Annotated in this window: 20 protein-coding genes and 4 pseudogenes; 13 read left to right on the top strand and 11 right to left on the bottom strand. The window is 58.6% G+C overall.

What is annotated here, in order from left to right; all coding sequences use genetic code 11:
• Nucleotides 1-136: 136 nt before the first annotated feature.
• The 4 genes from MU558_RS22590 to MU558_RS22575 all read right to left on the bottom strand — a co-directional run bounded on the left by MU558_RS22590 (nt 137) and on the right by MU558_RS22575 (nt 6,281).
• Nucleotides 137-1,020 (bottom strand): IS1595-like element ISNpe28 family transposase gene (locus tag MU558_RS22590; protein ID WP_015310310.1). Its coding sequence is split into 2 segments (ribosomal slippage): nt 137-558 and nt 558-1,020, totalling 885 coding nucleotides; the frame shifts between segments, so codons are not numbered across the junction.
• A 1,092-nt stretch (nt 1,021-2,112) separates the two neighbouring features.
• Nucleotides 2,113-2,442 (bottom strand): cupin domain-containing protein, encoded by a 330-nt coding sequence (locus MU558_RS22585; RefSeq protein ID WP_246975743.1) that lies wholly within the window; start codon nt 2,440-2,442, stop codon nt 2,113-2,115.
• A gap of 137 nt (nt 2,443-2,579) precedes the next feature.
• Nucleotides 2,580-4,340, bottom strand: coding sequence for a carbamoyltransferase family protein (locus tag MU558_RS22580; protein WP_246975740.1), 1,761 nt, complete (start codon nt 4,338-4,340; stop codon nt 2,580-2,582).
• A 411-nt stretch (nt 4,341-4,751) separates the two neighbouring features.
• The gene (locus MU558_RS22575; RefSeq protein ID WP_246969338.1) at nt 4,752-6,281 is read right to left on the bottom strand and encodes a transposase; all 1,530 of its coding nucleotides are present in this window, start codon (nt 6,279-6,281) and stop codon (nt 4,752-4,754) included.
• A gap of 461 nt (nt 6,282-6,742) precedes the next feature.
• Between MU558_RS22575 and tnpC the strand changes: the two genes are divergently transcribed.
• The 4 genes from tnpC (at nt 6,743) to MU558_RS22555 (ending at nt 11,094) form a co-directional block, all read left to right on the top strand.
• The gene (tnpC, locus tag MU558_RS22570) at nt 6,743-8,200 is read left to right on the top strand and encodes an IS66 family transposase (protein WP_246971934.1); all 1,458 of its coding nucleotides are present in this window, start codon (nt 6,743-6,745) and stop codon (nt 8,198-8,200) included.
• A gap of 434 nt (nt 8,201-8,634) precedes the next feature.
• Nucleotides 8,635-9,045, top strand: coding sequence for an ArsR/SmtB family transcription factor (locus MU558_RS22565; protein ID WP_246975738.1), 411 nt, complete (start codon nt 8,635-8,637; stop codon nt 9,043-9,045).
• 420 nt (nt 9,046-9,465) lie between these two features.
• A complete protein-coding gene (gene arsB / locus MU558_RS22560; protein WP_246975736.1) occupies nt 9,466-10,632 on the top strand; it encodes an ACR3 family arsenite efflux transporter in 1,167 nt (388 codons plus the stop codon).
• 15 nt (nt 10,633-10,647) lie between these two features.
• Nucleotides 10,648-11,094 carry an arsenate-mycothiol transferase ArsC gene (locus MU558_RS22555; protein ID WP_246975734.1) on the top strand — a complete coding sequence of 149 codons (447 nt, stop codon included), beginning with the start codon at nt 10,648-10,650 and terminating at the stop codon, nt 11,092-11,094.
• Between the two features lie 169 nt (nt 11,095-11,263).
• Here the strand turns inward: MU558_RS22555 and MU558_RS22550 are convergent, their stop codons facing one another.
• Genes MU558_RS22550 through MU558_RS22540 form a run of 3 tightly spaced genes read right to left on the bottom strand, consistent with a single transcriptional unit; the run spans nt 11,264 to nt 14,015 of the window.
• Complete coding sequence (locus tag MU558_RS22550; protein ID WP_246975732.1) at nt 11,264-12,307, bottom strand: ABC transporter ATP-binding protein; 1,044 nt, start codon at nt 12,305-12,307, stop codon at nt 11,264-11,266.
• Nucleotides 12,308-12,310: 3 nt separating this feature from the next.
• Nucleotides 12,311-13,120 carry an ABC transporter permease gene (locus tag MU558_RS22545; protein WP_246975730.1) on the bottom strand — a complete coding sequence of 270 codons (810 nt, stop codon included), beginning with the start codon at nt 13,118-13,120 and terminating at the stop codon, nt 12,311-12,313.
• The gene (locus tag MU558_RS22540) at nt 13,095-14,015 is read right to left on the bottom strand and encodes an extracellular solute-binding protein (RefSeq protein ID WP_246975729.1); all 921 of its coding nucleotides are present in this window, start codon (nt 14,013-14,015) and stop codon (nt 13,095-13,097) included. The genes MU558_RS22545 and MU558_RS22540 overlap by 26 nt, the downstream gene beginning before the upstream one ends.
• A gap of 59 nt (nt 14,016-14,074) precedes the next feature.
• Between MU558_RS22540 and MU558_RS22535 the strand changes: the two genes are divergently transcribed.
• Nucleotides 14,075-14,512, top strand: coding sequence for a Tfx family DNA-binding protein (locus MU558_RS22535; protein ID WP_246975727.1), 438 nt, complete (start codon nt 14,075-14,077; stop codon nt 14,510-14,512).
• A 6-nt stretch (nt 14,513-14,518) separates the two neighbouring features.
• On the opposite strand, the gene MU558_RS22530 is transcribed toward MU558_RS22535, so the two are convergent.
• Together MU558_RS22530 and gap are read right to left on the bottom strand one after the other, a co-directional pair.
• Nucleotides 14,519-15,727 (bottom strand): phosphoglycerate kinase, encoded by a 1,209-nt coding sequence (locus MU558_RS22530; RefSeq protein ID WP_246975725.1) that lies wholly within the window; start codon nt 15,725-15,727, stop codon nt 14,519-14,521.
• Between the two features lie 51 nt (nt 15,728-15,778).
• The gene (gene gap, locus MU558_RS22525; protein WP_246975723.1) at nt 15,779-16,849 is read right to left on the bottom strand and encodes a type I glyceraldehyde-3-phosphate dehydrogenase; all 1,071 of its coding nucleotides are present in this window, start codon (nt 16,847-16,849) and stop codon (nt 15,779-15,781) included.
• Between the two features lie 334 nt (nt 16,850-17,183).
• Here gap and MU558_RS22520 point away from each other — a divergent pair.
• From MU558_RS22520 to MU558_RS22505, 4 genes and pseudogenes are all read left to right on the top strand, one after another.
• Nucleotides 17,184-17,687, top strand: a pseudogene (locus MU558_RS22520) (eCIS core domain-containing protein); the annotation flags it as partial.
• A 179-nt stretch (nt 17,688-17,866) separates the two neighbouring features.
• Nucleotides 17,867-18,823, top strand: a complete 957-nt coding sequence (locus tag MU558_RS22515) for a DUF7958 family protein (protein WP_246975721.1) — start codon at nt 17,867-17,869, stop codon at nt 18,821-18,823.
• Nucleotides 18,824-19,415: 592 nt separating this feature from the next.
• Nucleotides 19,416-19,866 (top strand): annotated as a pseudogene (locus MU558_RS22510) (eCIS core domain-containing protein); the annotation flags it as partial.
• Nucleotides 19,867-20,335: 469 nt separating this feature from the next.
• Nucleotides 20,336-21,298: a DUF7958 family protein gene (locus MU558_RS22505; RefSeq protein WP_246975719.1), complete on the top strand. Its 963-nt coding sequence runs from the start codon at nt 20,336-20,338 to the stop codon at nt 21,296-21,298.
• A 78-nt stretch (nt 21,299-21,376) separates the two neighbouring features.
• Here MU558_RS22505 and MU558_RS23590 read toward each other — a convergent pair.
• Nucleotides 21,377-21,496: pseudogene (locus MU558_RS23590) on the bottom strand (hypothetical protein); the annotation flags it as partial.
• Between the two features lie 337 nt (nt 21,497-21,833).
• Between MU558_RS23590 and MU558_RS22500 the strand changes: the two are divergent.
• Together MU558_RS22500 and MU558_RS23265 are read left to right on the top strand one after the other, a co-directional pair.
• A complete protein-coding gene (locus MU558_RS22500; RefSeq protein ID WP_246975717.1) occupies nt 21,834-22,808 on the top strand; it encodes a nucleotidyltransferase family protein in 975 nt (324 codons plus the stop codon).
• 184 nt (nt 22,809-22,992) lie between these two features.
• Nucleotides 22,993-23,278 (top strand): annotated as a pseudogene (locus MU558_RS23265) (hypothetical protein); the annotation flags it as partial.
• Here the strand turns inward: MU558_RS23265 and MU558_RS22495 are convergent.
• Nucleotides 23,209-23,499, bottom strand: coding sequence for a hypothetical protein (locus MU558_RS22495; protein ID WP_246975715.1), 291 nt, complete (start codon nt 23,497-23,499; stop codon nt 23,209-23,211). The pseudogene MU558_RS23265 and the gene MU558_RS22495 overlap by 70 nt on opposite strands.
• 45 nt (nt 23,500-23,544) lie before the next feature.
• Here MU558_RS22495 and MU558_RS22490 point away from each other — a divergent pair, with 45 nt between their 5' ends.
• Together MU558_RS22490 and MU558_RS22485 are read left to right on the top strand one after the other, a co-directional pair.
• Entirely contained in the window at nt 23,545-24,096 is a 552-nt protein-coding gene (locus tag MU558_RS22490) for a hypothetical protein (RefSeq protein ID WP_246975713.1), read from the top strand.
• Nucleotides 24,097-24,179: 83 nt separating this feature from the next.
• Entirely contained in the window at nt 24,180-24,668 is a 489-nt protein-coding gene (locus MU558_RS22485) for a hypothetical protein (protein ID WP_246975711.1), read from the top strand.
• Nucleotides 24,669-24,838: the final 170 nt, after the last annotated feature.

The following is a 24,838-nucleotide window of genomic DNA, read 5'->3' as shown; positions in this document are numbered from 1 at the left end:
GTGGAATAGGTGGGACAGGTGAGGTGAACGAGGTACCTATTGCCCACTCTACACCACGTTTACTACGGAATAGCCACCGTACTTTCGACAGCACCGACACCGATAACAGGTCCGACACCAACAATAGGTGAATCGCTCATCCCGATACATTGTAACATAGGAGTTTCTCGAACCAGCTATCTGGTTCGTTGAGTTTCAGTTCAAGGAAATTGAGATACCGTTGGAGATGATGTTTTGAGACACCTCTGAACTTCGCCAGCCACTGGCGAAGGAAGCTGTGGCGGTTCTCACAGGTGTTCGTGTGGGCATCGCCGATGACGTAGGTGTCGGAGTGGGTGACGGCCAGATGGCCGTCCACCCCCTCCTTCTCCTCGATCTCGTCGTAGATTGTGTAATCATCGGTACAGAGGATGACGCTTCCATCACCGTATTCAGCGATGTCTTCGTCGGCGTCTTGGAGATCCTTGCAGACGAGAAACCGAACTCGTCCGTCATCCCGACGGACGAGTGTCAACACCGGTGGTTTGTCTGATTCGAATCGTCCTCGTCCCTTTTTTTGAGTCCGCGCTTGCGCGGACTCTGATCCTCGTCTTCGATCCCTTTCTCACCAGCTGTTACGTAGATCTCGTCAGCTTCACAGACATCGTACAGCTCAAATTCATCGATCTCCCCGCTCACATCCTGGACTTTGTGAACGAAGTTGAGAACAGCTTCGTAGTCTCGGCCAAGGTCACGAGCGATCTGAGCGGTCGGCTCAGATCGCATCTCCTTGACGATATAGAACATCTCTTCCAGTTCGAAGCGATGTTGGCCGAAGATCGTGTTTGTGAGGTCGTTGAAGTACGTCTCACACCCCTTGCACCAGTACTGCTGGGCGTCTTTTCCGGTTGTTCCGCGCTTGACAACGTCGTCACTCTCGCAATGGACACACGTCACCGTCTCGCCGAAGCGGGCGAGACGGAGACGTTCAAAGCACCGCTCACGTGGTGGAAGGAACACTTGCGCAGACTTCTCGTCCATCTTGGAAGACACTTGGAGAGTAAGGAAAATTGATGTTACGACTTATCGAGATGAGCGTAGGTGAATTAGGTGAGGTAGCTATTCCTCCTTGTGAACCTATTGTATCTGTGGTGTGTATCTACGCTGGTGTAGCTACTGGTCGACTTCACCGACCGGTACAGTAGCTATTCCACCTTGTAGACCTATTGAACGAGTCCACACCAGGATCGCGGGCCTATCCAGAGTATACCAGGTCCGATAGTAATAATAGGAGGGGCAGGTGAGATAGCTACTTCACCTCGTGCACCTGTTGTGTCCAAGATATGTATCTACGTTGGTGCAACCACTGATCGACTTCACCGACTGGTACAGTGGCTATTCCACCTTGTGGACCTATCGAACGAAAGGTCTCCAAAGTCACACTATTCGTGGCATTGTCAAAATCGGGAAGATGTATAATAGGTGGCTTGGGCACCTATTATCCTGGCCACAGAGCGAACCTGGATGCCTCGTGACGTAGCAGACTCAGCTCTGAGCCGTCTCGATCGCTCGTCACTCCGGGGACCTCCGTTCGGAGAACTCATCGGAACAGTACGCAGGTCGCAACCTCGATCGGAAATTAGAGAATAGGTACACTTTGTAAAATTTGCAAGCCGAGTATAAAAGGTACAATAGGTAAAGCGCCTGTCGTGGCGTCGTTGCACTGAACGGAGGGCCATCGCTCGTTCCGACAGACGGCCACTCCTCGAGGAAGTGGCCAGCGACAACCCGATCGGTTCGACGCGTGCGTCGAACCAATCCACAGTGAGTACTTCAGTAGCCGAGACAACCGAACTCGAGGTCGACAAGTGATATTTCCCACGATACTCGGAGTCCCTTCGTCGGTTCGACCTGCCTCACGATCCAATAGGTACCCACTCGAAAACGCCCACCTATTGGACATTAGGTGCCTATTTTACACGGCCGATCTATTGTGATGGGTACGACGTTCCTCACGGTGAACTCGGAAATAGGCAGAACAGTCGCATAGACGAGGAGAGTTATGCACACAAGGTACCTATCGTACCTATTCCAAATCGGACCGGGAGTCGCTCCCGAGACCGTGGTCCGTCGTCAGGACGGAAGTGGACAGAGACTCGCAGTGAAAATCACGGTCTCGTCGGTCTCGTTTCGAGCACCGTGAGCGACGCCACGCTCGTGGCAGACGACGCCAGGCGCGTCGACGTCCTCACGTTCGTCGTCTTGCACGACGGTCACGGTTCCCTCGAGAACCTGGAACACGTTCGTACTCTCGGGGTGGTCGTGTGGCTCGAGTTCGGCACCCGGCCCGAGAGCGAACAGTTTGACGAGCACGTCGTCGCTGACGACCAGTTCCGCAGTCTCGACCTCGCCAGCGTCGGGCTCGAGGTCGGCACGTTCCGTCGCGTATCTGTCGAGAGCCATGGTAGCACGTTAAGATAGCACGGATATAAATATCCGATCCACACCGGGCAGCTGCTACCTGGGCTCGCGCTACTGCTGCCGAGGAACGAGGTCGTCTCTTCCGAGAACCTGATCCGATTCGGTAACTCGACCAGAGCCTACGTCTCTACAGTGACTCCCTCACGACGACGGGGGCTTCGCGACGACTCTTTTGTGATGACGAAATCGTCGAGAGCGAGGACGTCGAGACCCATTCCGTAGAAGTCTTTCAGCGCCTGTGTCGGTGTCCGGACGATCGGTTCGGCGTGGTCGTTGAACGAGGTGTTGAGGACGGCGGGCACCCCGGTAATGTCAGCGAATTCTGAGATGAGTCGATGATACCGTGGGTGTTGATCCTCGCGGACGGTCTGGGGCCGCGTCGAGTCGTCGGCAGGATGCAAGACTGCCGCGAGTTCATCGGCCTTCCCCGGTCGGACGTCGAAGGCATCGATCATGAACGGGGCCGGCCGTCCATCGACGAGGTACTCGTCGGCCGCCGATTCGAGCATCGACGGCGCGAACGGCCGCCACTCCTCGCGGTGTTTGACGAATCGGTTGACCCGGTCGCGAGATTCGGCGGTCCGGGGGTCGGCGAGGATGCTCCTTGCCCCGAGTGCGCGCGGCCCCAGCTCGAGTCGGCCCTGGAACCAGCCGACGAGGTCGCCATCCGCGAGCCGTTCGGCGACGTAGCGCTCGAGGTTGTCCGGTTCCGTATATGGGATCTTGTTCGTCTCGAGTATCGACCGAATTTCGTCGGCCTCGAACTCGGGGCCGAGATAGACGTCGGTCTGGCGGTCGACGTCGGCTGGACGGTGACGCGACCAGTCCGCCCCGAGTGCGAGTCCCGCGTCGTGAGCGACGGGCTGGACGAAGACGTCGTCGACAACCGGCGACTCCCGGACGCACTTGTTCAATTTGCAGTTGAGCGCGACCCCGCCCGCGAGTGCGACGTTCGCAGTCCCGAGCCGATCGACTGCCGTCTCCGTGATCTCGACGACCGTCTCTTCGAGCAGTTTCTGGGCCGTGTGTGCGAGGTCTTTCTCCCACTGGTCGAACTCTCCAGGTGTCTCAGTTCGCGGGCGGCCGAACGCCTCCTCGAGAACGTCCACGCCGTGACCGGTCCCCCAGCGTTTCGTCAGATCGGTCACGTCGTAGTCGACGCCGGTGTCGATCAGCTCCCGTAAGATGGACTCGATCTCGGGGTTGTCGGTGCCGTACGGTGCAAGCCCCATCACTTTCCCTTCGCCGTTGAACATACGGTAGCCGAGATACTCGGTCACGATGGCGAAGAAGAGACCGAGGCTGTTTGGGTGCTCGTACGTCCGAACTCGCTTCAGTCGCTGCTCCGTCGCGTGCCAGACGACCGTCGCATCGTACTCGCCTTTCGCGTCCACCGTGAGTACGACGCCCTCGTCGAATCCCGATGGGTGGAACGCGCTCGCAGCGTGACAGCGATGATGTGGAATCGTTTCGATCGGCGGCAGCGGCGTCCCGAACGACTCGAGGCGGGCTTCAATCTGCCGCGTCGGTGCGAATCGGCTCCGGATCTGAGTGACGAGCGTTCGCTCCAGAGCGGAGAGTTTTCGTCCCAGGCCGGGTACTCGAATCGCATCGGAGAGGTAGTGCGTGGCGATTTCGCCACGAAGTTGGGGGTCGTAGGGAAGCAGCAGGCGATCGAGGTCCGTGATCTCCAGGTTGCGGTGTGAGAGACACGCTCGAATCGCGTTCTCGGGAAACGTCTCGGTAGCGTGCTTTTTTCGCGTATACCGTTCTTCCTCGACGCCGAAAATAGGGTCGCCATTTTCGAAGAGGACGGCACTCGGATCGTGTTGACCGTACAGTCCGATCGCCGGCTTGAACGCGAGTGAGTAGTCTGTCATGATCTCGTGATAGTAACGCTGACCGATACCGCAACGAGTGGCCACAAAATTCTCCTGACGATTTGCTGGTCCAGCAAATCGGGGCTATCCGGCGCTGAACGGCTGATTTTCTATATATTTCAAAGGATCCCAGGGACCCATCTGTTTCTCGAAACCATAGATACAATCAAGTCACTGCCAAAAATAAATCCTATGTCACTATACCCATTCCTCTAAGGTGCTGCTGCGAATACCCCGAAATCCGTGCACGAGATTCGCGTCTGTCGGTTGGAATCGGTCCAGAATACAGGCCGACCAAGGAATCACGACCGCCACTCACCACCCGTGAGTGGCGGTCTGGTGGGCGAGAACGGTATAATCAGTCGATTTAGACAGTGATACCTCTTGGGAAGGGCAAGCACAGAGCGGGATCTACAGCAATGCGCTCACCTCCCTCCGGAGGAACGCACGAAACCGCGGGGCGGTCACCCGCGGTTTCGTGCGAAACTCGATGACATCAATCAACGTCTGGACGAGGAAGTCCACGAGCAGCCACAGATCGTACAACAGGACTGCAAAGCCGAAGTGGAACAACCGGACAGAGAAGTTAGTCGACGTCGTCCACGGTGCGAACTCCTTGATCTTGCTATAAGCTGTTTCAATCCCGCCTCGGCGTCTGTAGCGATTGATCTGCTTTTTCGTCAAGCGCCGGTCAAGACCAATCTCGTCGTTTACGTCGAGATTGGTCGCAAATACCTGCACCTCGTCGCGGTCCTCGTCTGGCGGGAGTCCGACCAGCGTTGTCTCGGCTCTGGTGTTGGGGACACAGTGTTTTACCGGCCCGTACACCGCGTGCTCGGATTTGACTGTCACTTGCTTTTGTCCCTCCACATCTTCGTCCATGCGCGCGATGAACCGCTTGACGCGGTCATCGCGCGGTGCCGGGATCACGTAGAAAAGGTCTCGCTGTTCGAGCACCGAAAATACGTCCGTGGCGTAGAATTCCCGATCAGCGTAGAGGCGCCGCGTATGAACCCGACAGACGTCGCTGACGTGGTCGACGAGTCGGCGAACAACGTCGCCGACTCGGTAACTCTTGTCCTCGCCAGGATAGCTCTCTGGATCGTGATAATCGGCGTGCCCAACTGGAAGCATCGCAGCTGCGAAGTGAACGTTGTCTCCAACAACGTTCGCGGTTGCGAACTTGTAGCACCAGTCGTAGGACTTGTCCTTTGGCGCACCCTGGACACGTACGAGTTCCTCACGCTCCCCGTAGAAAGCGACGTAGGTTATGTCGATCGACAGCATGACAGGCGTCTCGAACTCCAAGCGAGGCTTGGCCCGCGTCAAGACGCGGGCCGCGCCCCGGTTGACCATCTCCGCGATTTGTGTCGGTGAAAGGTCCTTGATCGCTTCCAGAAGCGTCTCTCCACTCGGTCCATCCTCGTAGAAGGGATCGTCGAGATCCGGGTCAGGATTGACGAAATCGCCGTAGGTTTCGGCACCGCCGTTAGCGGCGGTGCCTGTCACCCCGAGACAGGCCTCAAGCATCAGGAGTTCCTCGTCGTCGTAAACCGGGTCATCAGGCCGATCAAACTCGAAGGCGGGCAACACGACTGTCTGGAGTTCGTCGAGGAGGTCACGTGTTTTTCCCCGAATGAGACGGTTGACTGTGCGCTTCGAGGAGCCTATCGGCTCCTCCGAAGCGCTGTCTTCGTACGGTGTCCCGATGGGACTGCCGCGTTCAGCGGCCAACGCTTGGATCTGACGAGTAGCGGTCTCGATCGTCGATTGGAGGTCCGCAAACCGGTTAGTCTGTGCCCGAGAGATCGTGCTTCGTGAAGGTGTGTCATCGGGATTGAAGCCAAGAGCGTCAGCAAGTTGAGGGTCACTGTCGAGCGTCCGATGGAGCCAGCCATCGGACGCGTCTTCGAGTTCCTTCAGGAGGATCGCCCGGAGCATCGGTTCGAACGGTTTAGAGTCGTGCCAATGGGGAATGGGATCAGCACGGCAGTATTGGCTGACGTCGAGGTGAGTGACCAACTCGGCCGCAGAGGTCGTCTTGTCGACGACCTCGGCGGCTTGCTTGGTTAGAGGCAGCCACCCGCCTGAGAGTGGACCGATATCTTGTAGGCGCTCGTCAACTGATCGTTGAGTGCGGCTGTCATCAGCAGCCGCAACATGATCTGACCAGTTGTTTGTCACAGTGGGGGACGAATCGTCCCCCACCGGTCAGTTAATCGATGTTGAGATTCCGTGCACGGGTTCTGTCATTCGTAGCTACAGCTCTAAAGAGAGGTCAGGCACGTCAAGAATAATCGCTTGATTGCTGGGGAGAACGTTCGTACGTAGTTGGATAGCGATTTGCCGTCAGACCGATTTCGTAGCAGTCTCATGAATGGTCTCTCAATGGTGAATCAAGTGTGTCGCTGGGGGTTAGCGGATCGCTGGAATCGATAGATTCCACGATCCGCACCGAGAACAGTACGCATCTCCGCCAGCAACTCGTCGTCAAAGAGCTTGAGAACCGACTTCTTCGTCGTCAGATCACTGCAAAACAACAGCAGATCGAACAACTTGAGGCTCGCCTCAAGCGGTACGAAAACCCAAACACACCTCCCAGTAAGCAGGGTGGCGTGGCTGGATCACCTGGCAACGATGACAGCGACGAGGAAGAGAACGAAGACCAAGGGGACGACGCTGGCGGCGACGCTGACGCCGCCAGCGGCTCCTCTCCAGGACGTGACGAAGGTCACGAAGGAACAACTCGACCGCCTCCGGAACCAGAGGAGACTATTCGAGTCGATCAGGGATATTGCCCAGACTGTGAGCAAATCCTCTCTAACCCGGACAGCTACATCTCACGGACGATTATCGACATACCTCTCCCTATTCCAACCACTGTCGTCGAGTACGAACTCGGCAAACACCGCTGTTCCTGTGGAAACGAAGTCGTTGCTGAACATCCAGACTGCCCGGAAACCGGGCGGTTTGGGCCAAATATCATGGCCCAAACCGCCCTCGGTAGGTTCCATCAGCGACTTCCAAACCGTAAACAGGCGGAGCTGTTTGACTGGGAACTCGATACACCCATCTCTCATCGGACGATCTACAACCTGACCAAGCGGGTCGCAGACCGGCTGCGACCCGCGTATGACGATGTCAAAGCCCGTATTCAGGAAAGTGACGTCGTCTACTGCGATGAAACGGGATTTCCTGTTGACGGAGAGCAACACTGGGCGTGGACGTTCGTTACTGACGAAGAAGTGCTGTTCTGGGTTGATGAGAGTCGTGGAAGTCAGGTGTTAGAGGACGTCCTCGGCGAGGACTTCGCCGAGGACTCAACGCTCAGCTGTGACGGTTGGTCAGCGTATCCGAGCTATCACACGAAGCTCCAGCGGTGCTGGGCACATCTGTTGCGGGAGGCGGAGTACGTTGCTGAACGGTACGAGGAAGCAGAGAGGTTGTCTGAGGAGTTACACGCTCTCCATGACGATTTAACGGCGTTCGACGAGGAGGATCCGTCCGCCTCCGCCCGCGAGCAAAAGCGGGCGGAGGCGTCGTTACATCTGGAAGGCCTGATCAGGGAAGACTACGAGGCACAGGAGGTCAAGAAGCTGATCGAGAAGATCAGGAACGGGTTAGGGCACTGGCTGACGTTCGTTACAGAGCCAGACGTCGATTCGACGAATAATCGCGCAGAGCGCGCTCTGCGCGAGCAAGTTGTGCTGCGGAAGATGTTCCGGACCCTCCGCTCAGCCGAAGGGGTCCAGATTCACGAGACGATTACGACCATGTTAGCCACGTGGAAACGACGAGGACTTGATCCGCCTGAACAGCTCCAGTCCATCCTCGGTGGGCAAGAACTCAGATTAGGATGAGAGGCATCACTGGCCGGTGAATCCTGGTCACGCTATCCAACTACGTTCGTACGATCTCACCAACACACAGTGACACAACAAAACAAAATCACCAAATATGCATCCGACAAAAAGTCAAAAACAGAACTCTCCAAAGGCCTTCCCTTTCTCGTCTCCGTTCTTCCGCTGAGATACCTCCCCAGATCCAGTTGACCAGTTACCTTTGCCGTTCTTATCGGATTAGCCGGTTCTTTGACTGCATACCTGTCTTCAGAACGCAACTGCGGCCACTTCTGTTCGATACTTGACTGGTGCACATTCCAATTGAATATCCATTCATATATAGCAGTTCCATTTGCTCCAGAGAGCAATAATGTAGTCGTATAATGGGTTGATAGTTGCGTTGTCGATTTCCACCCAAAGAGTTAATTGATGTCTCCCTCAATTAATTGGTGATGTCAACAGCGACTCAGCGTCTCCAGCGATACCTCGAGGACGAACTCGAGGATTGTCGTCCCGAGGACGTCGACCAACGGCTCGAGGAGCTCGATGCACTCGAGGCGGTGCTCTCGACCGACCAGATCGAGGCCGACCTCAACGTACTGACGGCGCTCGCGAACGAGACGCGGTACAAGCTCGTTCGGCTGCTCGTGGCTGCCGACGGCGAACTCTGTGTCTGTGAACTGAACGCGATGGTCGACGCCAGCGAGAGCGCGATCAGTCACGCCCTCTCGGATCTGACCGACGCGGGCCTGGTGACACGCCGAAAAGATGGCCGATGGCGGAAGTACCGTGCCTCGAACGTCGCCGTGTCTCTGCTAACCCTGCTGGACGGTGTGGTCACGGGTCAGGTGACCGATGACTGAAGTCATGGGTTTCCTCCGGAGCGGTTTCGCCCCACGCTCTGTGGAGCGTCAGAGGTACCGGGTTCACCGAGGGTGGTTCGCCGGGACGCGAGCCACTCCGTTCGCGTCCCCGACTCCTCCCATCGCAGGGTGGTCCCGCTTGGAGACACCGCTACACGCCGGATTTCCCGTATCGGTGGGCACAGACGGATGTGTGTACGGTGCAGGGACGCATCCTCGCCCCCGATTTCGAGGTGGCCTGACTGTCAGCTCGTCCACACCGACGCTTGTGGCCGGTATGATATGTGAGAAATCACACTCGTTTGCGAACCCTCGAGGCACCGATTCCGAACCCGTCGCCGGCCAGTGCGCGATGGCTGGCAGCGCATCCGACGCGCTTTCGTCCACTGCTACAGGGGTGGATCTCCGCGCTGTATCACTATGAGTAACGCCGATACCCACGACCACGGACCGAACTGCGGCTGCGAGAGTTGCGGCGACCCGCAGTCGATGGATTTCCTCGATAAGTATCTCACCGTCTGGATCTTCGGCGCGATGGCGATCGGCGTCGGTCTCGGCTTCGTCGCACCGTCGGTCACTCAACCGATTCAGGATCTGCACCTCGTCCAGATCGGTTTGATTGCGATGATGTACCCACCGCTGGCAAAAGCGGACTACTCGCAGCTTCGGGCTGTCTTCACCAACTGGCGCGTCCTCGGATTGAGTCTCATCCAGAACTGGCTCATCGGCCCGACGCTGATGTTCGGACTGGCAGTCGTCTTCTTTAGCGGACTCGTCCCCGGCCTTCCCGCACGCCCGGAGTACTTCCTCGGTCTCGTCTTCATCGGGATGGCCCGGTGTATCGCGATGGTACTCGTCTGGAACGAACTCGCCGAGGGGTCGACCGAGTACGTGACCGGGCTCGTCGCCTTCAACAGTCTCTTCCAGATCGTCACCTACGGGGTGTACGTCTGGTTCTTCGGGCTGTTCCTCCCGCCGCTGCTCGGGATGGAGACGCTCGTCGCCGGTATCGAGACGTTCAACGTGACGCCGTCCCAGGTATTCGGGGCGATCGTCGTTTTCCTCGGCATTCCCTTCGCCGGTGGATTCCTCACCCGGTACGTCGGCACCCGAACGAAGGGCGAGGAATGGTACGACGAAACGTTCGTTCCGAAAATCGACCCGCTGACACTGGTCGCGTTGCTGTTCACAGTCGTCGTGATGTTCGCCACCCAGGGAGAGAACATCGTCGCCTCACCCGGTGACGTGCTCCTGATCGCCGTGCCGCTGACGATCTACTTCGTGGTGATGTTCCTCGTGAGCTTCGGCATGGGCAAAGGGATCGGCGCAGACTACTCGACGACGACTGCGATCGGCTTCACCGCCGCTTCGAACAACTTCGAACTCGCAATTGCAGTGGCCGTCGCGGTCTTCGGGGTCGGCTCTGGCGTTGCCTTCGCGACGGTCGTCGGCCCGCTGATCGAGGTTCCCGTCCTGCTCGCACTAGTCAACGTCGCCCTCTACTTCCAGCGCCAGCTCGACTGGAGCGGGACAACGACCGGTCGGCTCGAGGCAACTGCGCCTGATCAGGCCTCCAATGACGACTAATACCAGGACACACCAATGACGTCACAACCTGAATCCAGCGAACCGACTCGCATCGCCTTTGTCTGCGTTCAGAACGCAGGCCGATCGCAAATGGCCTATGCGTTCGCCCAGCGGACGGTAAAGCGGAGAGACCTCGAGGACGAAGTCGAACTCCTCACCGGTGGCACCCGGCCCGCCGACAACGTCCACGACGAAGTCGTGCAGGCGATGGACGGTGTCGGCATCGATATTGCCGGTCGGACTCCGCGGGAGATTACGTTCGAGGAAACGCAGGCAAGTGATTACGTCATCACTATGGGCTGTTCTGCAAACGACGTCTGTCCAGCGGGATGGGCCGGTGAGAACCGAGACTGGGACCTCGACGATCCAGATGGGAAATCACCGGCTGCTGTCGCAGCAATCCGAGACGAAATTGAACGACGGGTGAGCGACCTGTTCGACGAAATCGAAGCGACACGCTGAGGCCAGTTTCGTCGGACTATCGCGTTGATCGTGATAGGCGAGATATTATCTCTCGCTCTCACTCTTGCGGTGCTTGACTCGCGATAAGAAATCACCAGGTCCTAAATGTGAGATACCTGTTCGGCCCGATAGGAAGGCCGTTTTCCGACTCGCTGACGGTAGCATCTCGTCATCCAACTACGTGAACCGCGCCGGGAGGAACCGTGATTCGAACGCCAGAGCCGGCGTCGATCGCCAACCGGTCGAATGCCGGCGGTCGAATCGTCGCAGTAAGCGTCGCCGGTGCGTCATCGAGGCTGATTTCTATCCGGTACCCGTCTCCCTCGTTCAACCAGTTGTCAATCGTTCCGACGACTGTGTTTTCACCGCGAGTATCGACGGCTTCGTCCGGTGCATGCAGCCGCACACGCGAGGGGTGGATACAGATCGTGACGGCCGCCTTCTCTATCTCTGGAGTAGTTGCACGAAAGTCGACGGCACCGACTCGAAGGTGGGCCGTATTTCCGTCCTGCTCGAGGACCGTCGCCTCGAGGAGGTTCTCGTTGCCGGTGAATCTCGCGACGAACTGCGTGGCGGGCCGATTGACGACGGTCGTCGGCGACCCGATCTGCTCGATTGCACCGTCTCGGAAGATCGCGGTTCGGTCACCGAGTGCCATCGCCGTTCGCTGATCGTGAGTGACGTAGATGACGGGGATCTCGAGTGAGTCGAACAGCGAGTGTAACTCTCCACGTAGTCGGCGCCGAATCGGAGCATCGAGACTCGAGAGTGGCTCGTCGAGCAGCAGAGCGTCAGGATCTGCCGCTAACGTGCGTGCAAGCGCGACTCGTTGCCGTTCGCCGCCCGATAGTGTCCGCGGCTGCCGGTCGAGAATATCCGTTATCTCGAGCAGCGACGCAAGCTTCGTAATCCGGTCGGGGTTGGGTGCAGCATAGCCGATATTCTCTCGAGCGGTCATGTGCGGGAACAGGGCCCCGTCCTGAAACACGAGCCCGGTTCGTCGCTCCTGGAGTGAGCGTCCATCGAGCCGCGAGCCGTTCAGCGAGATCGATCCCGCATCCGGCTCGACGATCCCGGCGATCAGCGACAGGAGTGTCGTCTTGCCACTTCCCGATGGACCGAGTACCGAGAGCACTTCGTCGTCGACCCTGAGGTCGACCGGACCGAACTCGAAATCGCCGTACGTCTTACAGAGGGACGTTACTTCCAGCATCGATCACTCCAGTGGGTTCGTACCGAGCACGTTTAGCACCACGAGCGTCGTGACGGCGATTCCGACGAGAATGACTGCCATGGGGAACGCATTCTCTAGTCCGAGGGTCGTAAACGAAATCCAGATCTGGACCGGCATCGTCCGGGGGTAGTATGCGAGCATGATCGTGGCCCCGAACTCGCCGATCGCGCGGGCGAATGCGAGAGTGATCCCGGCGAGGATTCCTGGCCAGGCAAGCGGCAGCGTGACCCGCCGAAACGTCGTCAGCCGACTCTTCCCGAGCGACTGTGAGGCGTACTCGAGGCTCCGGTCGACGCTCTCGAAGGCTGCTTTTGCCGTGACGACGACGAATGGCGAGGAGACGAACGTCTGTGCCAGCACGACCCCTGCGACCGATCGAGTGAGCTGGATTCCATTTGCTGCCGCCAGTTCCCCGAGAAACGTATTCGGGCCGACGACGGTGAGCAACACCATTCCGCTGACGATCGGTGGCAGTACGAGCGGCAGTACGACCACGGCGGTCACGGCCGTTTTCGCCCACCCATCGGCGCGTGCGATCCAGTATGCGAGTGGCAGCCCGAATAGTGCAGCGATAGTCACGCTCGCGATCGACGCCGTGAGCGACGTGGTCGCGGCCGAGACGACGTCGGGGCCAGTCAGTTGTTGGATGATAGTCCCCGGTGGCTGACTGAAAACGAGAGACAGGAGCGGTACGAGGTAGTAACAGAGCAGCACCGCCCCGAGCAGGAACGTCACCGACAGCCAGTCGACCCGTTCGACGGTGGTGTTAGCGTGTGACTGCATCGGGAGCATCACCGGTGAATCGAGGGTAATCGTCGGGAACGACGAACCCGAACTCGTTCAAATACTGGCCCGTTATATGTTCGTCGAACACGTCGACGACGGTCGGCGATCGGTGGCGGATCGTCGATCCATAGCTGATGAGTCCGCCGCTGACGACCTTCCCGCTCGGGAGTTCGTAGGTGGCCGACGAGTAGGTGTCGGTGTATGCTGGATCGCTGAGGTCGATCTCCGCGGGGAGGTCGATGTAGTCGTACCCCCGCTCGACGGCCATGTTTCGATACGCGATGGCGGCGTCGATCGAGCCTGTCTCGAACTGGCTGACGAGCTGTGTTTCGGGATAGATCTGTTCTCTACTGGGAATCGCTTCCCTGAGGTTCGCGTCAGTGCCGTAGTATTCAGTCGCGAGTTCGAGCATAAACAGCGCTCGATAGCCGAGCGGGTCGAGATCTGGGTCCGTTCGCCCGACTGCAACATTTCCGTCCAAGAGCGGCTGGTACCAGTTCTCGGGTCCTGCGTCGGCGAGCTGTTGGCCACCCTCCGTATCGGAATTGTACGCAATGACGATCGAATTGGTCGCAAACTCGGCGAACCAATCCGGTTGGAGCGGTGAGTCGAAGAGCGCGGTATCTGCAACTGAGACGATCTCGGGATCTTTCTGCCCCTCCGCAATGAGGCGGGCGACTTCGGCTGATCCGTGGGCTTCGATCTGGACAGTTGAATCCACGTTCGGTCGCAATCCGTTTTCGAGTGCGTTGTTCAGGCTTCCCGCAGTGAGCATCGAGACAGTCACTGACTGTCCGTCACTCTCCCGAAATGAGCCGGAGCAGCCAGCGACTCCGGAGAGCCCGACAGCGATGGCCGAGAGAACAGAACGTCGGCCGATCGGAACTTCGTCGATAGCCATATCGAAACGTTTGCTGTTTGACCAATAAGCTTATCTCAAACACTTCTATTTGAGTTCATATGGTGGAAGCCCAGGGAACGATCCTGACCGACCGGCAGGTGGAGGTGCTCGAACTCCGTGAGAAGGGTCACACGCAGCAAGAAGCCGCCGACAAACTGGGAACGACCGATTCGAACGTGAGCGCTATCGAACGGGCCGCAGAATCGAACGTCGAGAAGGCACGCCGGACACTCGAGCTCGTGCAGACGCTACGCGCCCCGGTCCAGTTCACCGTCTCGGCTGGAACGTCCTTCGACGACCTCGTCACGCAGGTGTATACTCACGGCGACGAAGCGGGTATCAAGATCGCGTACTGTCGGCCGGAACTCTACACCCACCTCTACGGGATGCTCGAGGAGGTCACGAACGCCAATCGACTCGAGCGATCGACGACGATCGGCCTGACGAAAGACGGCGAGGTGAACGTGTACGCAGATAGCGTGACGTCGACGGAGTGAGGTCGTTCACTGCTCACGTTCGAGCACTTCGACGCCGACGAGTCGCTCGCCGGTGAGTGCACGGACGTACGCTCCACCGGCGACCGAGACGCGTGAGAAGTCACCCTCATCGAGGCCGTACAGTTCGATCGCGTGGGCAGTGTCGCCACCGCCGACGACCGAGAAGCAGTCGGTGTCAGCGATCGCAGAGAGAACCGTCACGGTTCCGTCGGCGAACCGTTCGTCCTCGAAGACGCCGAGTGCGCCTTTGACGAAGACGGCTGCGGAGTCGGAGACGAGGTCGGCATAGGACGCGGCCGTCTCGGAGCCGACGTCGAGAAAAGACATCTCTTTCGTGACGCCCTCGACGGACGTCTCTGCGCGCGAACCGTCGTCCTCGTAGGCGAGATCGGTCGGGAGAGACAGGCGGTCACCGTACGCTTCGAGCACGCGCTCGATGGTCTGCCGGTGGTCGTCCCACTGGTGGTCGAAGAGCGACGTCCCCTCGACGTCGTAGCCGACGTCGTAGCCGTCGGCCCGCAAGAAGAGTTCCCCGACGATACCACCGAGGCAGAATCGATCGACGGTGTCGTCGACCCGTTCGATCACCGGGATCGCGTCCTCGGCTTTCGTCCCGCCGAGAACCAGCGTAACCGTGCCGTCGAACGATCGCTCCCGGATGGCGGTGTTGGCCGTGTACTCCTCGACCATCACGCGACCGGCGTACGCGTCCATAACGCGCGGAAAGCCGACGATCGAAGCGTGCGAGCGGTGGGCGGTCGAGTACGCGTCGTCGACGTACGCGTCGAACGTCGGTGCGAGCGTCCGAACGAGTTCCGTCTGGGCTTTGGCGTCTGGGTCCTCCTCGGGCAGTTCGCCGTCGCACATCCGGACGTTCTCGAGGAGAAGCACGTCGCCCGGCTCGAGGGCGTCGATTGCCGCGAGCGCGGACTCGCCACAGGTATCGGCGACGAAGTCGACCTCGTGGTCGAGGTGGTCGGCGAGGATGTCGGCGTGGTGCTCGAGAGAGACGAACGTGTCTCGGCCTGGCCGACCCTGGTGGGCGAGCAGGGCGACGGCGTGGTCGTCGTCGAGCAACTCCCGGATAGTTTCCGCGTGGCGGGCGAATCGGCGGTCGTCCTGGACGACCCCGTCCTCGACGGGCGCGTTGACGTCGATACGTACCAGTAACCGCTGTCGGGCGTCGAGGTCGTCGATGGTTTGAATGGAGGTCACGTGTCTGCGTATCTCGAGTCGTCGGGTAGCTGGTGGGGTGGGGCGACGGCGTCAGTGAGCAACCGCTCCTTCAGCGTCGATGGTCTCGGCCTCGATCGCAATGTACCGCGCGAGATCCAGCATTTGCGTCGAGAAGCCGTACTCGTTGTCGTACCAGGCCAGGATCTTCACGAGATCGTTCGCGGCGACCATCACGGACTCGAGGTCGACGTACGAAGCGAATGGAAGCCCGATGATGTCCCGGGAGACGATCTCTGCGTCCGTATACCCGAGGACGCCGGCGAGTCTGCCGTCGGCCGCCTCGCGGATGGCGTCGGCCACGTCGTCTCTCGTGATGTCGGCCTCGAGGTTGACGGTAATGTCGGTGATCGACCCGTTCGGGACCGGGACGCGCATCGCCATCCCGTCGAGTTTGCCCTCGAGGGCGGGCAGGACTTCGGTGGTGGCATCCGCAGCACCAGTCGTGGTCGGAACGATGTTCTCGGCGGCCGCACGGCCACGGCGACGCTTGGCGTGTGGACCGTCGACCAGTCCCTGGCTCCCGGTGTAGGCGTGGACGGTCATCAGCAGGCCGGAGACAATGCCGAACTCCTCGTCGAGTACCTGCAAGACCGGCGCGACGGAGTTCGTGGTACAGGAGGAGTTCGAGATCACGTCCTGTCCGTCGTACTCCTCGTGGTTGACGCCGTAGACGAACATCGGGACGTCCTGCTCGCCTTTCGGCGGGGCCGAGATGACCACCTTGTCGGCACCGGCCTCCAGATGCTGGGCGGCCTCGTCGTGGGTGCGGAACAGCCCTGTCGCTTCGAAGGCGACGTCGACCTCGAGGTCGTCCCACGGCAACGCCGACGGCTCACGCTCGGAGAGCAACTGGATCTCCTGACCGTTGACGTATAGCGTGTTACCCTCGCGGGAAACCCCACGGAACCGTCCGTGAACCGAGTCGTACCGGAACAGATACTCCATGTCGTCGTCGTCCATCACGTCGTTGATGGCGACGATTTCGACGTCGTCGTCGGTCAGCGACGCGCGCAGGATGCTCCGGCCAACTCGCCCGAAGCCGTTGAGCCCGATACGGAGCGTCTCGTCCGACCCGGTGTGGCCGTGTACACGTTCTCCCATGGGTAAGATGGACACACCCAGAATTAAATTTGTTTGCCCCATGAACGTAAAAAATCGAGAGATACAGTTTGAAATGCATACGAATCCAGACGACTCAAGGCCACCCGTCTCTGTTTCTCAAGTCATCTCGGTCGTTTTCACGTTCCGCCCGAGGCGGTATCCCAGCCGCTCGAGTTCATTCATCAGATGGGTGCGTGTGGTCTCGTACGTCATTCAGTCGGTTGGCTCAACACATTATCAACAAATAAATTTAGCGTATATTCTAATGGCAAATACTATTATTGAGGGGGTGAAACATTGCAACTGTCACAGCGATGGGCAGAAACTCGCCACGATCACGACGATCTTCCGACGATTCAGACACCGGAGTATCGACCGACAGGCTTCGAACTCGCTGCAGCGCAGCACGGCCGCCGCGGCCGACACCAGTCCCGCCGGCGAGACGCAGGTTCCCGACTCGGTTCGGGACGTGATTTCCTCACCCGGCCGGTCGCTGAACCCGTCCATTCAGCGCGCGATGGAGGATCGGATGGGAGATTCGCTGGGCGACATGCGGATTCACACCGGGCCGAAGGCGGCGCAAGCCTGCGAGCAGATCAACGCTCGAGCGTTCACGGTCGGGAACCACGTCGCGTTTAATTCAGGCGAATATGATCCTGAATCACCAGAGGGCAAGCACGTGCTCGCGCATGAGTTGGCACACGTCCGCCAGCAGACCGACGGGGCAATCTCGATGCTGCCGCAGGAGAATCTCGGTCTCGAGATCGATCCCGACCCGCAGTTAGAACGTGAGGCCGAAGAGACTGCTCAGCGAGTGATACAAGGTGGCAAATTGGGTGGCATCTACGAACGTCTCTTCGATGATGGCACGCAGGCGATGACCAACGCCGCCGAGTCGGCCAGTGATTTGCTCACCGTCATTGACCAGCGTGTCAAAGATGCTATGGAACGGTACATTGGAGAGGATACTGTATCTGACAACTCGACCGGAGATGCGCAGAGTAGGAGGTGATACGTATGGATGCAATCATCACTGGAGAATCCAAGAGAATCGGCCTCAGCGTCTTCGATAACAATGACGTTGAGCACCTAATCGAGATGGATGAATCCGGAGATATCAAGTATCACGAACAGGATGGCTATCCCGATAAGGCAGCCAAGCGGACACCGGAAGGTAACGAACACGTTAGTCAGACACGGAAGTTCGCCCAATACTACGTCTTCGCCAAGAGAGGATACGACACGGTACCACCACTGATCCATCCGGAACGGCTGAACATCGTCAGGCAGGCTCTCGAGTCGATGTCCACCGAGAAGTGCATGGACCTGTTCGGAGATCTCTACCAGCAGATGGCGAGTCACCATATCGACACCGAGCGCATCGTGGATATTCCATCTGGAGTTGACGAGGAGTCTGTCCTCTACCGGAAAGACATATATCTCGGCGTTGACCCGACTGAAACCGAGGTCGCTGAGGGAGCAATCTCTCTTGCGAGTGAGTATGGGATCGATCTTGACGAACCGGACGCCCACGAACAGTCAGTTACGGACCTCGATACTAACGAGCGGACTGCCTGGGAAGAGTTCGGCGACGCACTCGGCGATCTCGTTGCCGAAAACGACATTGACGTCTCCGAAGCAGCGTACATCGATTCGGTCTCAGCGTTGCACATGGCGTATCTCGACAGTCGTGGCCGCGAGCATGTGACTGAGGTAACACAGCCACTGGACCGTGAGCCAGACGCGCGCTTCGAACTCGTGCCGATCGATCTACAATCGCCTGAAGACTTCCAAGAATATCTCGCATTTAATCTCAAGTGCCAGATCCGCGATTGTTTCGTCCGAATGGGCGTCCAGCCACCCGAAGCATTTCAGGTCCTCGGATACGGACGCTACGAAGCCACGGAACGGTACAACAAGGTCGAGTTCTATCCGAAATACCACGATCCAAAGAACGAGGCACTGCTGAAGTAACGGTCTTGTATGTGGATGTCTGTCAGAACCGTTGATTCACCACTGTAGCGCTCTCACACGCTGGTAGCGAATCAGGACTAACTGCAAGTCAAAGTCAATGAACTGTCGATCAAACTTGGAGGGGAACATTTTCCAGAAGATGAGCGACGCCGGTACCGGGGAAGCCCTCAAGATGGGGATGACCCAAGCCGGGAAACAGTCAGGGCTGCCCTTCGGACAAATCATGGGATCGCTTTCGGGTGCTGCCCTTCAGGCGATTTACAACAACCGAAAGCAAGTAGATATCACAGCGATGGGACGATATGCTCAGCGATCGCAGCGGTCGTCCGACGAGTCGACGTCGTCGACGCCGCTTTCGATCCGACAGTCGCATACCGCAGACGCCACAGTCCAGCGGCCGAGCGGCACATCAGCAGCAGATGGAGAAATGCCCCACTCGATCGGCGGACTCGGTGCCGCCGAACGCCTCGAGCGGGTAAGGAAGCGAACCGAATCAGCCACCGAGCGGGCAACGAACGATCCGTGTTCCGCCAAGCACTGGCATCGTGGTGCGCCAACGTCGCTCCAGCGAGCCGCGGCGACACGGGACACGAATTCAGCAGGTGAGACACAGGTTCCCGACTCGGTCCGGGACGTTATTTCCTCGCCTGGCCGGTCGCTGGATCCGTCGGTCCAGCGTGTGATGGAAGATCGAATGGGCGACTCGCTCGGTGACGTCCGGATTCATACCAGGCCGAAGGCTGCGCAGGCCTGCGAGCAGATCAACGCACGGGCGTTCACTGTTGGGAATCACGTCGCGTTCAACAGCGGCGAGTACGACCCCGAATCACCGGCGGGGCAGCACGTGCTCGCACATGAGTTGGCACACGTCCGCCAGCAGACCGGCGGGGCCGTGTCGATGCTGCCGCAGGAGGATCTCGGTCTCGAGATCGATCCTGATCCGCAGTTAGAACGTGAGGCCGAAGAGACTGCTCAGCGAGTGATACAAGGTGGCAAATTGGGCATTCAGCGGATGGCCAAGACCGAGGTACATCTGCAGCGATACCCAGGCAAATCATTCGTCCAGAAGGGCAAGGACGTGCTTGGTAACGACCCTGCACCGGTGATGACCGACGTTCAGGGGAAAGGTCAGATCGCTGCCAAGGTCGAAGCGCTGGCTGAGAACCAACAGAAGCTGTTCACCGAGGTCAAAAACACTGGCCAGTCTACCGCCGAGAAGGTCGGCGCCGAAACTGGCAAAGGAACGCTGGCGGCGACTGGCGGACTTGTCGGGACGGCACTGATGGGCCCAGGGGTTGGCACACTTGTTGGCGGGTTCGCCGGTGGCGCAGTGGGTGGCATCTACGAACGTCTCTTCGATGATGGCACGCAGGCGATGACCAGCGCCGCCGAGTCGGCCAGTGATTTGCTCACCGTCATTGACCAGCGTGTCAAAGATGCTCTGGAACGGTACCACGATGATGTTGAGACTGGGTCTGAAACTGTGGTTGGTGAAGGAGGCAATGTTTAGTTATGAAGGCAGTTATCACTGGTGAAACAGAGGATTTGGTAGGCGTTAATCTACGCGACAACGGTGGGACAGAACATATAATGGATGTTCGGAAAGAAGACGGTCAAATTCCAGGCCACCAGCAAGACGGCTATCCGGACGACCCGTCCAAACGAACACCTCATGAGAGCGAACATATTCACCAAGCACGGAAGTTCGCCCAGTACTACATCTTCGCCGAGAGGGGTTACGACACGGTTCCACCGCTGATCCATCCGGAACGGCTGAACCTCGTCCGGCAGGCCATCGAGTCGATGTCCACCGAGAAGTGCATGGACCTGTTCGGAGATCTCTACCAGCAGATGGCGAGTCACCACATCGACACCGAGCGCATCGTGGATATTCCATCTGGAGTTGACGAGGAGTCTGTCCTCTACCGGAAAGACATATATCTCGGCGTTGACCCGACTGAAACCGAGGTCGCTGAGGGAGCAATCTCTCTTGCGAGTGAGTATGGGATCGATCTTGACGAACCGGACGCCCACGAACAGTCAGTTACGGACCTCGATACTAACGAGCGGACTGCCTGGGAAGAGTTCGGCGACGCACTCGGCGATCTCGTTGCCGAAAACGACATTGACGTCTCCGAAGCAGCGTACATCGACTCGGTCTCAGCGTTGCACATGGCGTATCTCGACAGTCGTGGCCGCGAGCATGTGACTGAGGCAACACAGCCACTGGACCGTGAGCCAGACGCGCGCTTCGAACTCGTGCCGATCGATCTACAATCGCCTGAAGACTTCCAAGAATATCTCGCATTTAATCTCAAGTGCCAGATCCGAGATTGTTTCGTCCGAATGGGCGTCCAGCCACCCGAAGCGTTTCAGGTCCTCGGATACGGACGCTACGAAGCCACGGAACGGTACAACAAGGTCGAGTTCTATCCGAAATTCCACGATCCAAAGAACGAGGCACTGCTGCAGTAACCGACCCCGCCCTCCTTCGCTCGGGCTGCTGCCCTCGCTCGTTAAGGCCGGGGCTCCGCCTCGAAAGATGCTGAACGGTCACTCGTTCTCGAGGGCGACGTAGATCTCGGCGTGCCGGCGTCCGTCAAGTTTCCCCATCTCGAGGGCAATTTCATGACGTTCTTCGTCACTCTCGGCAGACTGATCTCGCTCATATAGTGGTGTGAAGCGTCTCGGGTAATCGCGAGACGGCGTATCGTATTCACGTGCAGATCCACGGCGAGAACCACCGGACTACGGATCACCCGTCGGACTGGTCCCGATGAAAGGTTTACCACCGGGGTCGTGGGGGTTAAAGCCGTGAGGCTTCGATCAGGATGCGCGTGACGAGAAATTTGGACAGGAGACTCGAGCACTCGACCGTTCGAGGAGGCAATCGCATTCTGTTCGTTCCCGATGCACACGACCAGTGTGGCCGCATCAGTAGTCCCACCCCACCTACGTACTGCGGTCACGATGGTTGATGCGAACGGCGTCCCTTCCGGAGATCTGAACCATGAAAGCGATCGTCCTCGCTGGCGGCTACGCGACCCGACTGTGGCCGATCACGAGACACCGACCGAAGATGTTTCTCCCGTTCGGAGAGACGACCATCGTCGACCGAATCTACGCCGAACTCGAGGCAACCGATCGAATCGAAACGGTGTACGTCAGTACGAACGAGCGGTTTGCCGCCGACTTCGACGCCCACCTGGCGGCTAGCGCGTACGACAAACCACGACTGTCGATCGAAGAAACGCGCGCAGAAGACGAGAAATTCGGCGTCGTCGGCGCACTCGAGGACCTGATCGACCGAGAAGGAATCGACGACGACCTGTTGGTGATCGCCGGCGACAATCTCTTCGAGTTCGAGATCGGGACCTTTCTCGATTTTTTCGATCGAACGGACGCGCCGACGATCGCCGTCTCCGACGTCGACTCTCCTGAGCGAGCCGCCTCTTACGGAGTCGTCGACCTCGACGACGATCGCGTGGTCGATTTTCGGGAAAAGCCCGCCGAACCGACGGGAACGTGCGTTTCGACCGGTTGCTACGCGTTTCCTCGAGAGACGCTGTCCTTGCTCTCGACGTATCTCGAGGCGGGGAACGATCCGGACGAACCCGGACGGTTCGTCGAGTGGCTCCAGTCCCGGGAACCAACGTACGCGTACACCTTCGAGGGGGCCTGGTTCGACGTCGGCACCCGGGAGAGTTATCTCGACGCCGTCGCCTGGCACCTCGACGGCGAATCGCGGATCGACGAAACGGCGTCCCTCGAGAACGCCACGATCGGTTCGAACGTTCACGTACTGCCGGAGACGACCCTCGTCGACGTCGACGTCGAGCGAGCGGTGATCTTTTCGGACGTGACGCTCGAAGCGACAACTGTGCGCGGATCGATTATCGACGAAGGTGCCACCCTCGGCGGACTCGACCTCGACGGTGCGATGATCGGATCGTATACCCAGATTCCGGACAGTTCGACGAAGTGACGTCAAGTGACCGCTGTCACTCGAGTTGTATGCTCGATCAGTTCGGATGCAGGTCAACAGCCCCGCGCACGGTCGGGCGGGGAATCCGCCTCGCTACCAGTTTGAAGCCCGTACCGAACACGCTCGCGCGGAAGTAGGTGCGTTCGTTCGATCTTGACACTGGTGGAAGCAGTTTCGTTCACCATCGCCTGTTTCATTCACCCACGAGGACAACCGCGACGACAAGGAGTTCGAGGTGTCAGTCGTATGGGTATGGGGTGAACGCGGATTATAACGCGGTCGTCAGACTGCGTCTGACGGGCAGCAAACGCGAAGCGTTTGCGACGGCGAAGAACATTGCGAATCGATACTGTGGGTATATCCATCGCAGGCAGACGTCTCGCGATGGATGGGCTACCGGTCAACTGGCCCTTAAATCAGGGACGTTGAACGTGAACGGCACTTTCACGCCTACCGAGTTACTCGGGTAGAACGGGAGGCCACTGACAAGCCTCGGGGTCGTTCGGAAGATCTTCGATCTTCCGTGATCGGGCGAACGCAACGCGTTCGCAGACCTCGCGACGCCTTCGGCTTCGCTCAGTGACGAGACGCGAAGCGTCTCGAACCACGTGACCCCGAGGCGGTTGACAAAGCCAATCTGCTGGAAGACGAACTCGAACTCGAGAAAGACCGCTTCGTTTGAAACTCGCATCTGACTTAGAACATACTTATTTCGCCACATCTGGGAGCGCGACGTATGCCACGCGACCACACGCGGCGGCAATTCCTCGTGGCGGGAAGTACAACAGCGGTGGCAGTGGCCACGTCTGGCGTGGTCACTGGCCAGGAGGACGTCTACACCGACGAAGCGGAACTCGTCCCACCGGCTGACATTCTTGGCCCCGAGTGGAACGAGTTCGAGGAGAACGAAGACATAGACAACGAGGCCGAAAACAGCCGCAGCTTCCAATCCGGGAATCGGTTCGTGCGGATCGGTGTCTTGCTCATTGACGAGGACGAGGATCTCGAGGCGGCATTCGGAGACCTAGTCGAGGGAGACGAGGATCTCGAGGTGGCGCTTGAAGAATTAGCTGACGAGTTCCTCACGACTGGCGAGTCGATCGATATCGGCGATGAAGCGATCTACAACGAAGTCAACGTATTTGGGATCGTCGTGGTCCGCGATCGTAACGCCGTGGGTGTAGTATCGGCTACCCGCATCATCGATTCTTCGCCAGCACCTGATCGGACGACCGCTATCGAAGCTGCCGAGGCGCTCGTCGATCACTGGCAGGAAGAGACACTGTAACGATCAAATCACGGCTCTCGTGTGTAATCGCCGATGAAAGAGACCTATATAAATATAAGTAATTTTACTAGTAGTCGGAGGGGATGGTTGTCGAAGACTTCGAATCAGGCCAGATCGTCCAGCCGACTATCCTGAAGAAGGTAGTCAAGGTCGATGGCCCGGGTCACCTCGAGTGGAACAATCATCGCTGGCGTCTCACGTACAACTATCTACGTCTGGTGATATCAGTGCGTGAACGTAGCCACGAGTGCTGCCAGACCATCCCGCCGAATGCCAGTGGTGTCGTCGTTCCGAGCGTTTCCGATGTGGCGCCGGCAAAGTCCAGCGCCGGGACCTGGTTGAGCGGACCGATGTACCAGAGCAGCAGGTACGTGAGTTCGAACAGTCGTCTCGTTCCGGTCCAGTACCCCAACATCTGTGCGAGAGAGGGAACGAAGAGGATGGCACTGACGAGGACGACGGCTCCGCCGGTTCCCGTGTCTGCCACCGTTGGCCAGAGAGAGACGCCGAAAAACGCCGCGATCGTCGTCCCGACGTATCCGCTGCCAATGACCGTAATTCGCATCGAGTAAGTCGCCAACCCAGACCCTCTTATCACTGTGGGATGGTATCTTCATCGATATCGAAGAAACACCGGCCGAAGGCCGAGGATGATTGGTTTCAGACTGGAAGGACGTGGGCAAAGAATTGTCTCGAGTCCGAGTGAGTGGGGGTAACACTTGGATCTTTGCCCACGTCATCT

This window comes from Natribaculum luteum, assembly GCF_023008545.1.
Taxonomy (GTDB): domain Archaea; phylum Halobacteriota; class Halobacteria; order Halobacteriales; family Natrialbaceae; genus Natribaculum; species Natribaculum luteum.
This window is presented reverse-complemented; position numbering and strand designations above follow the sequence as displayed.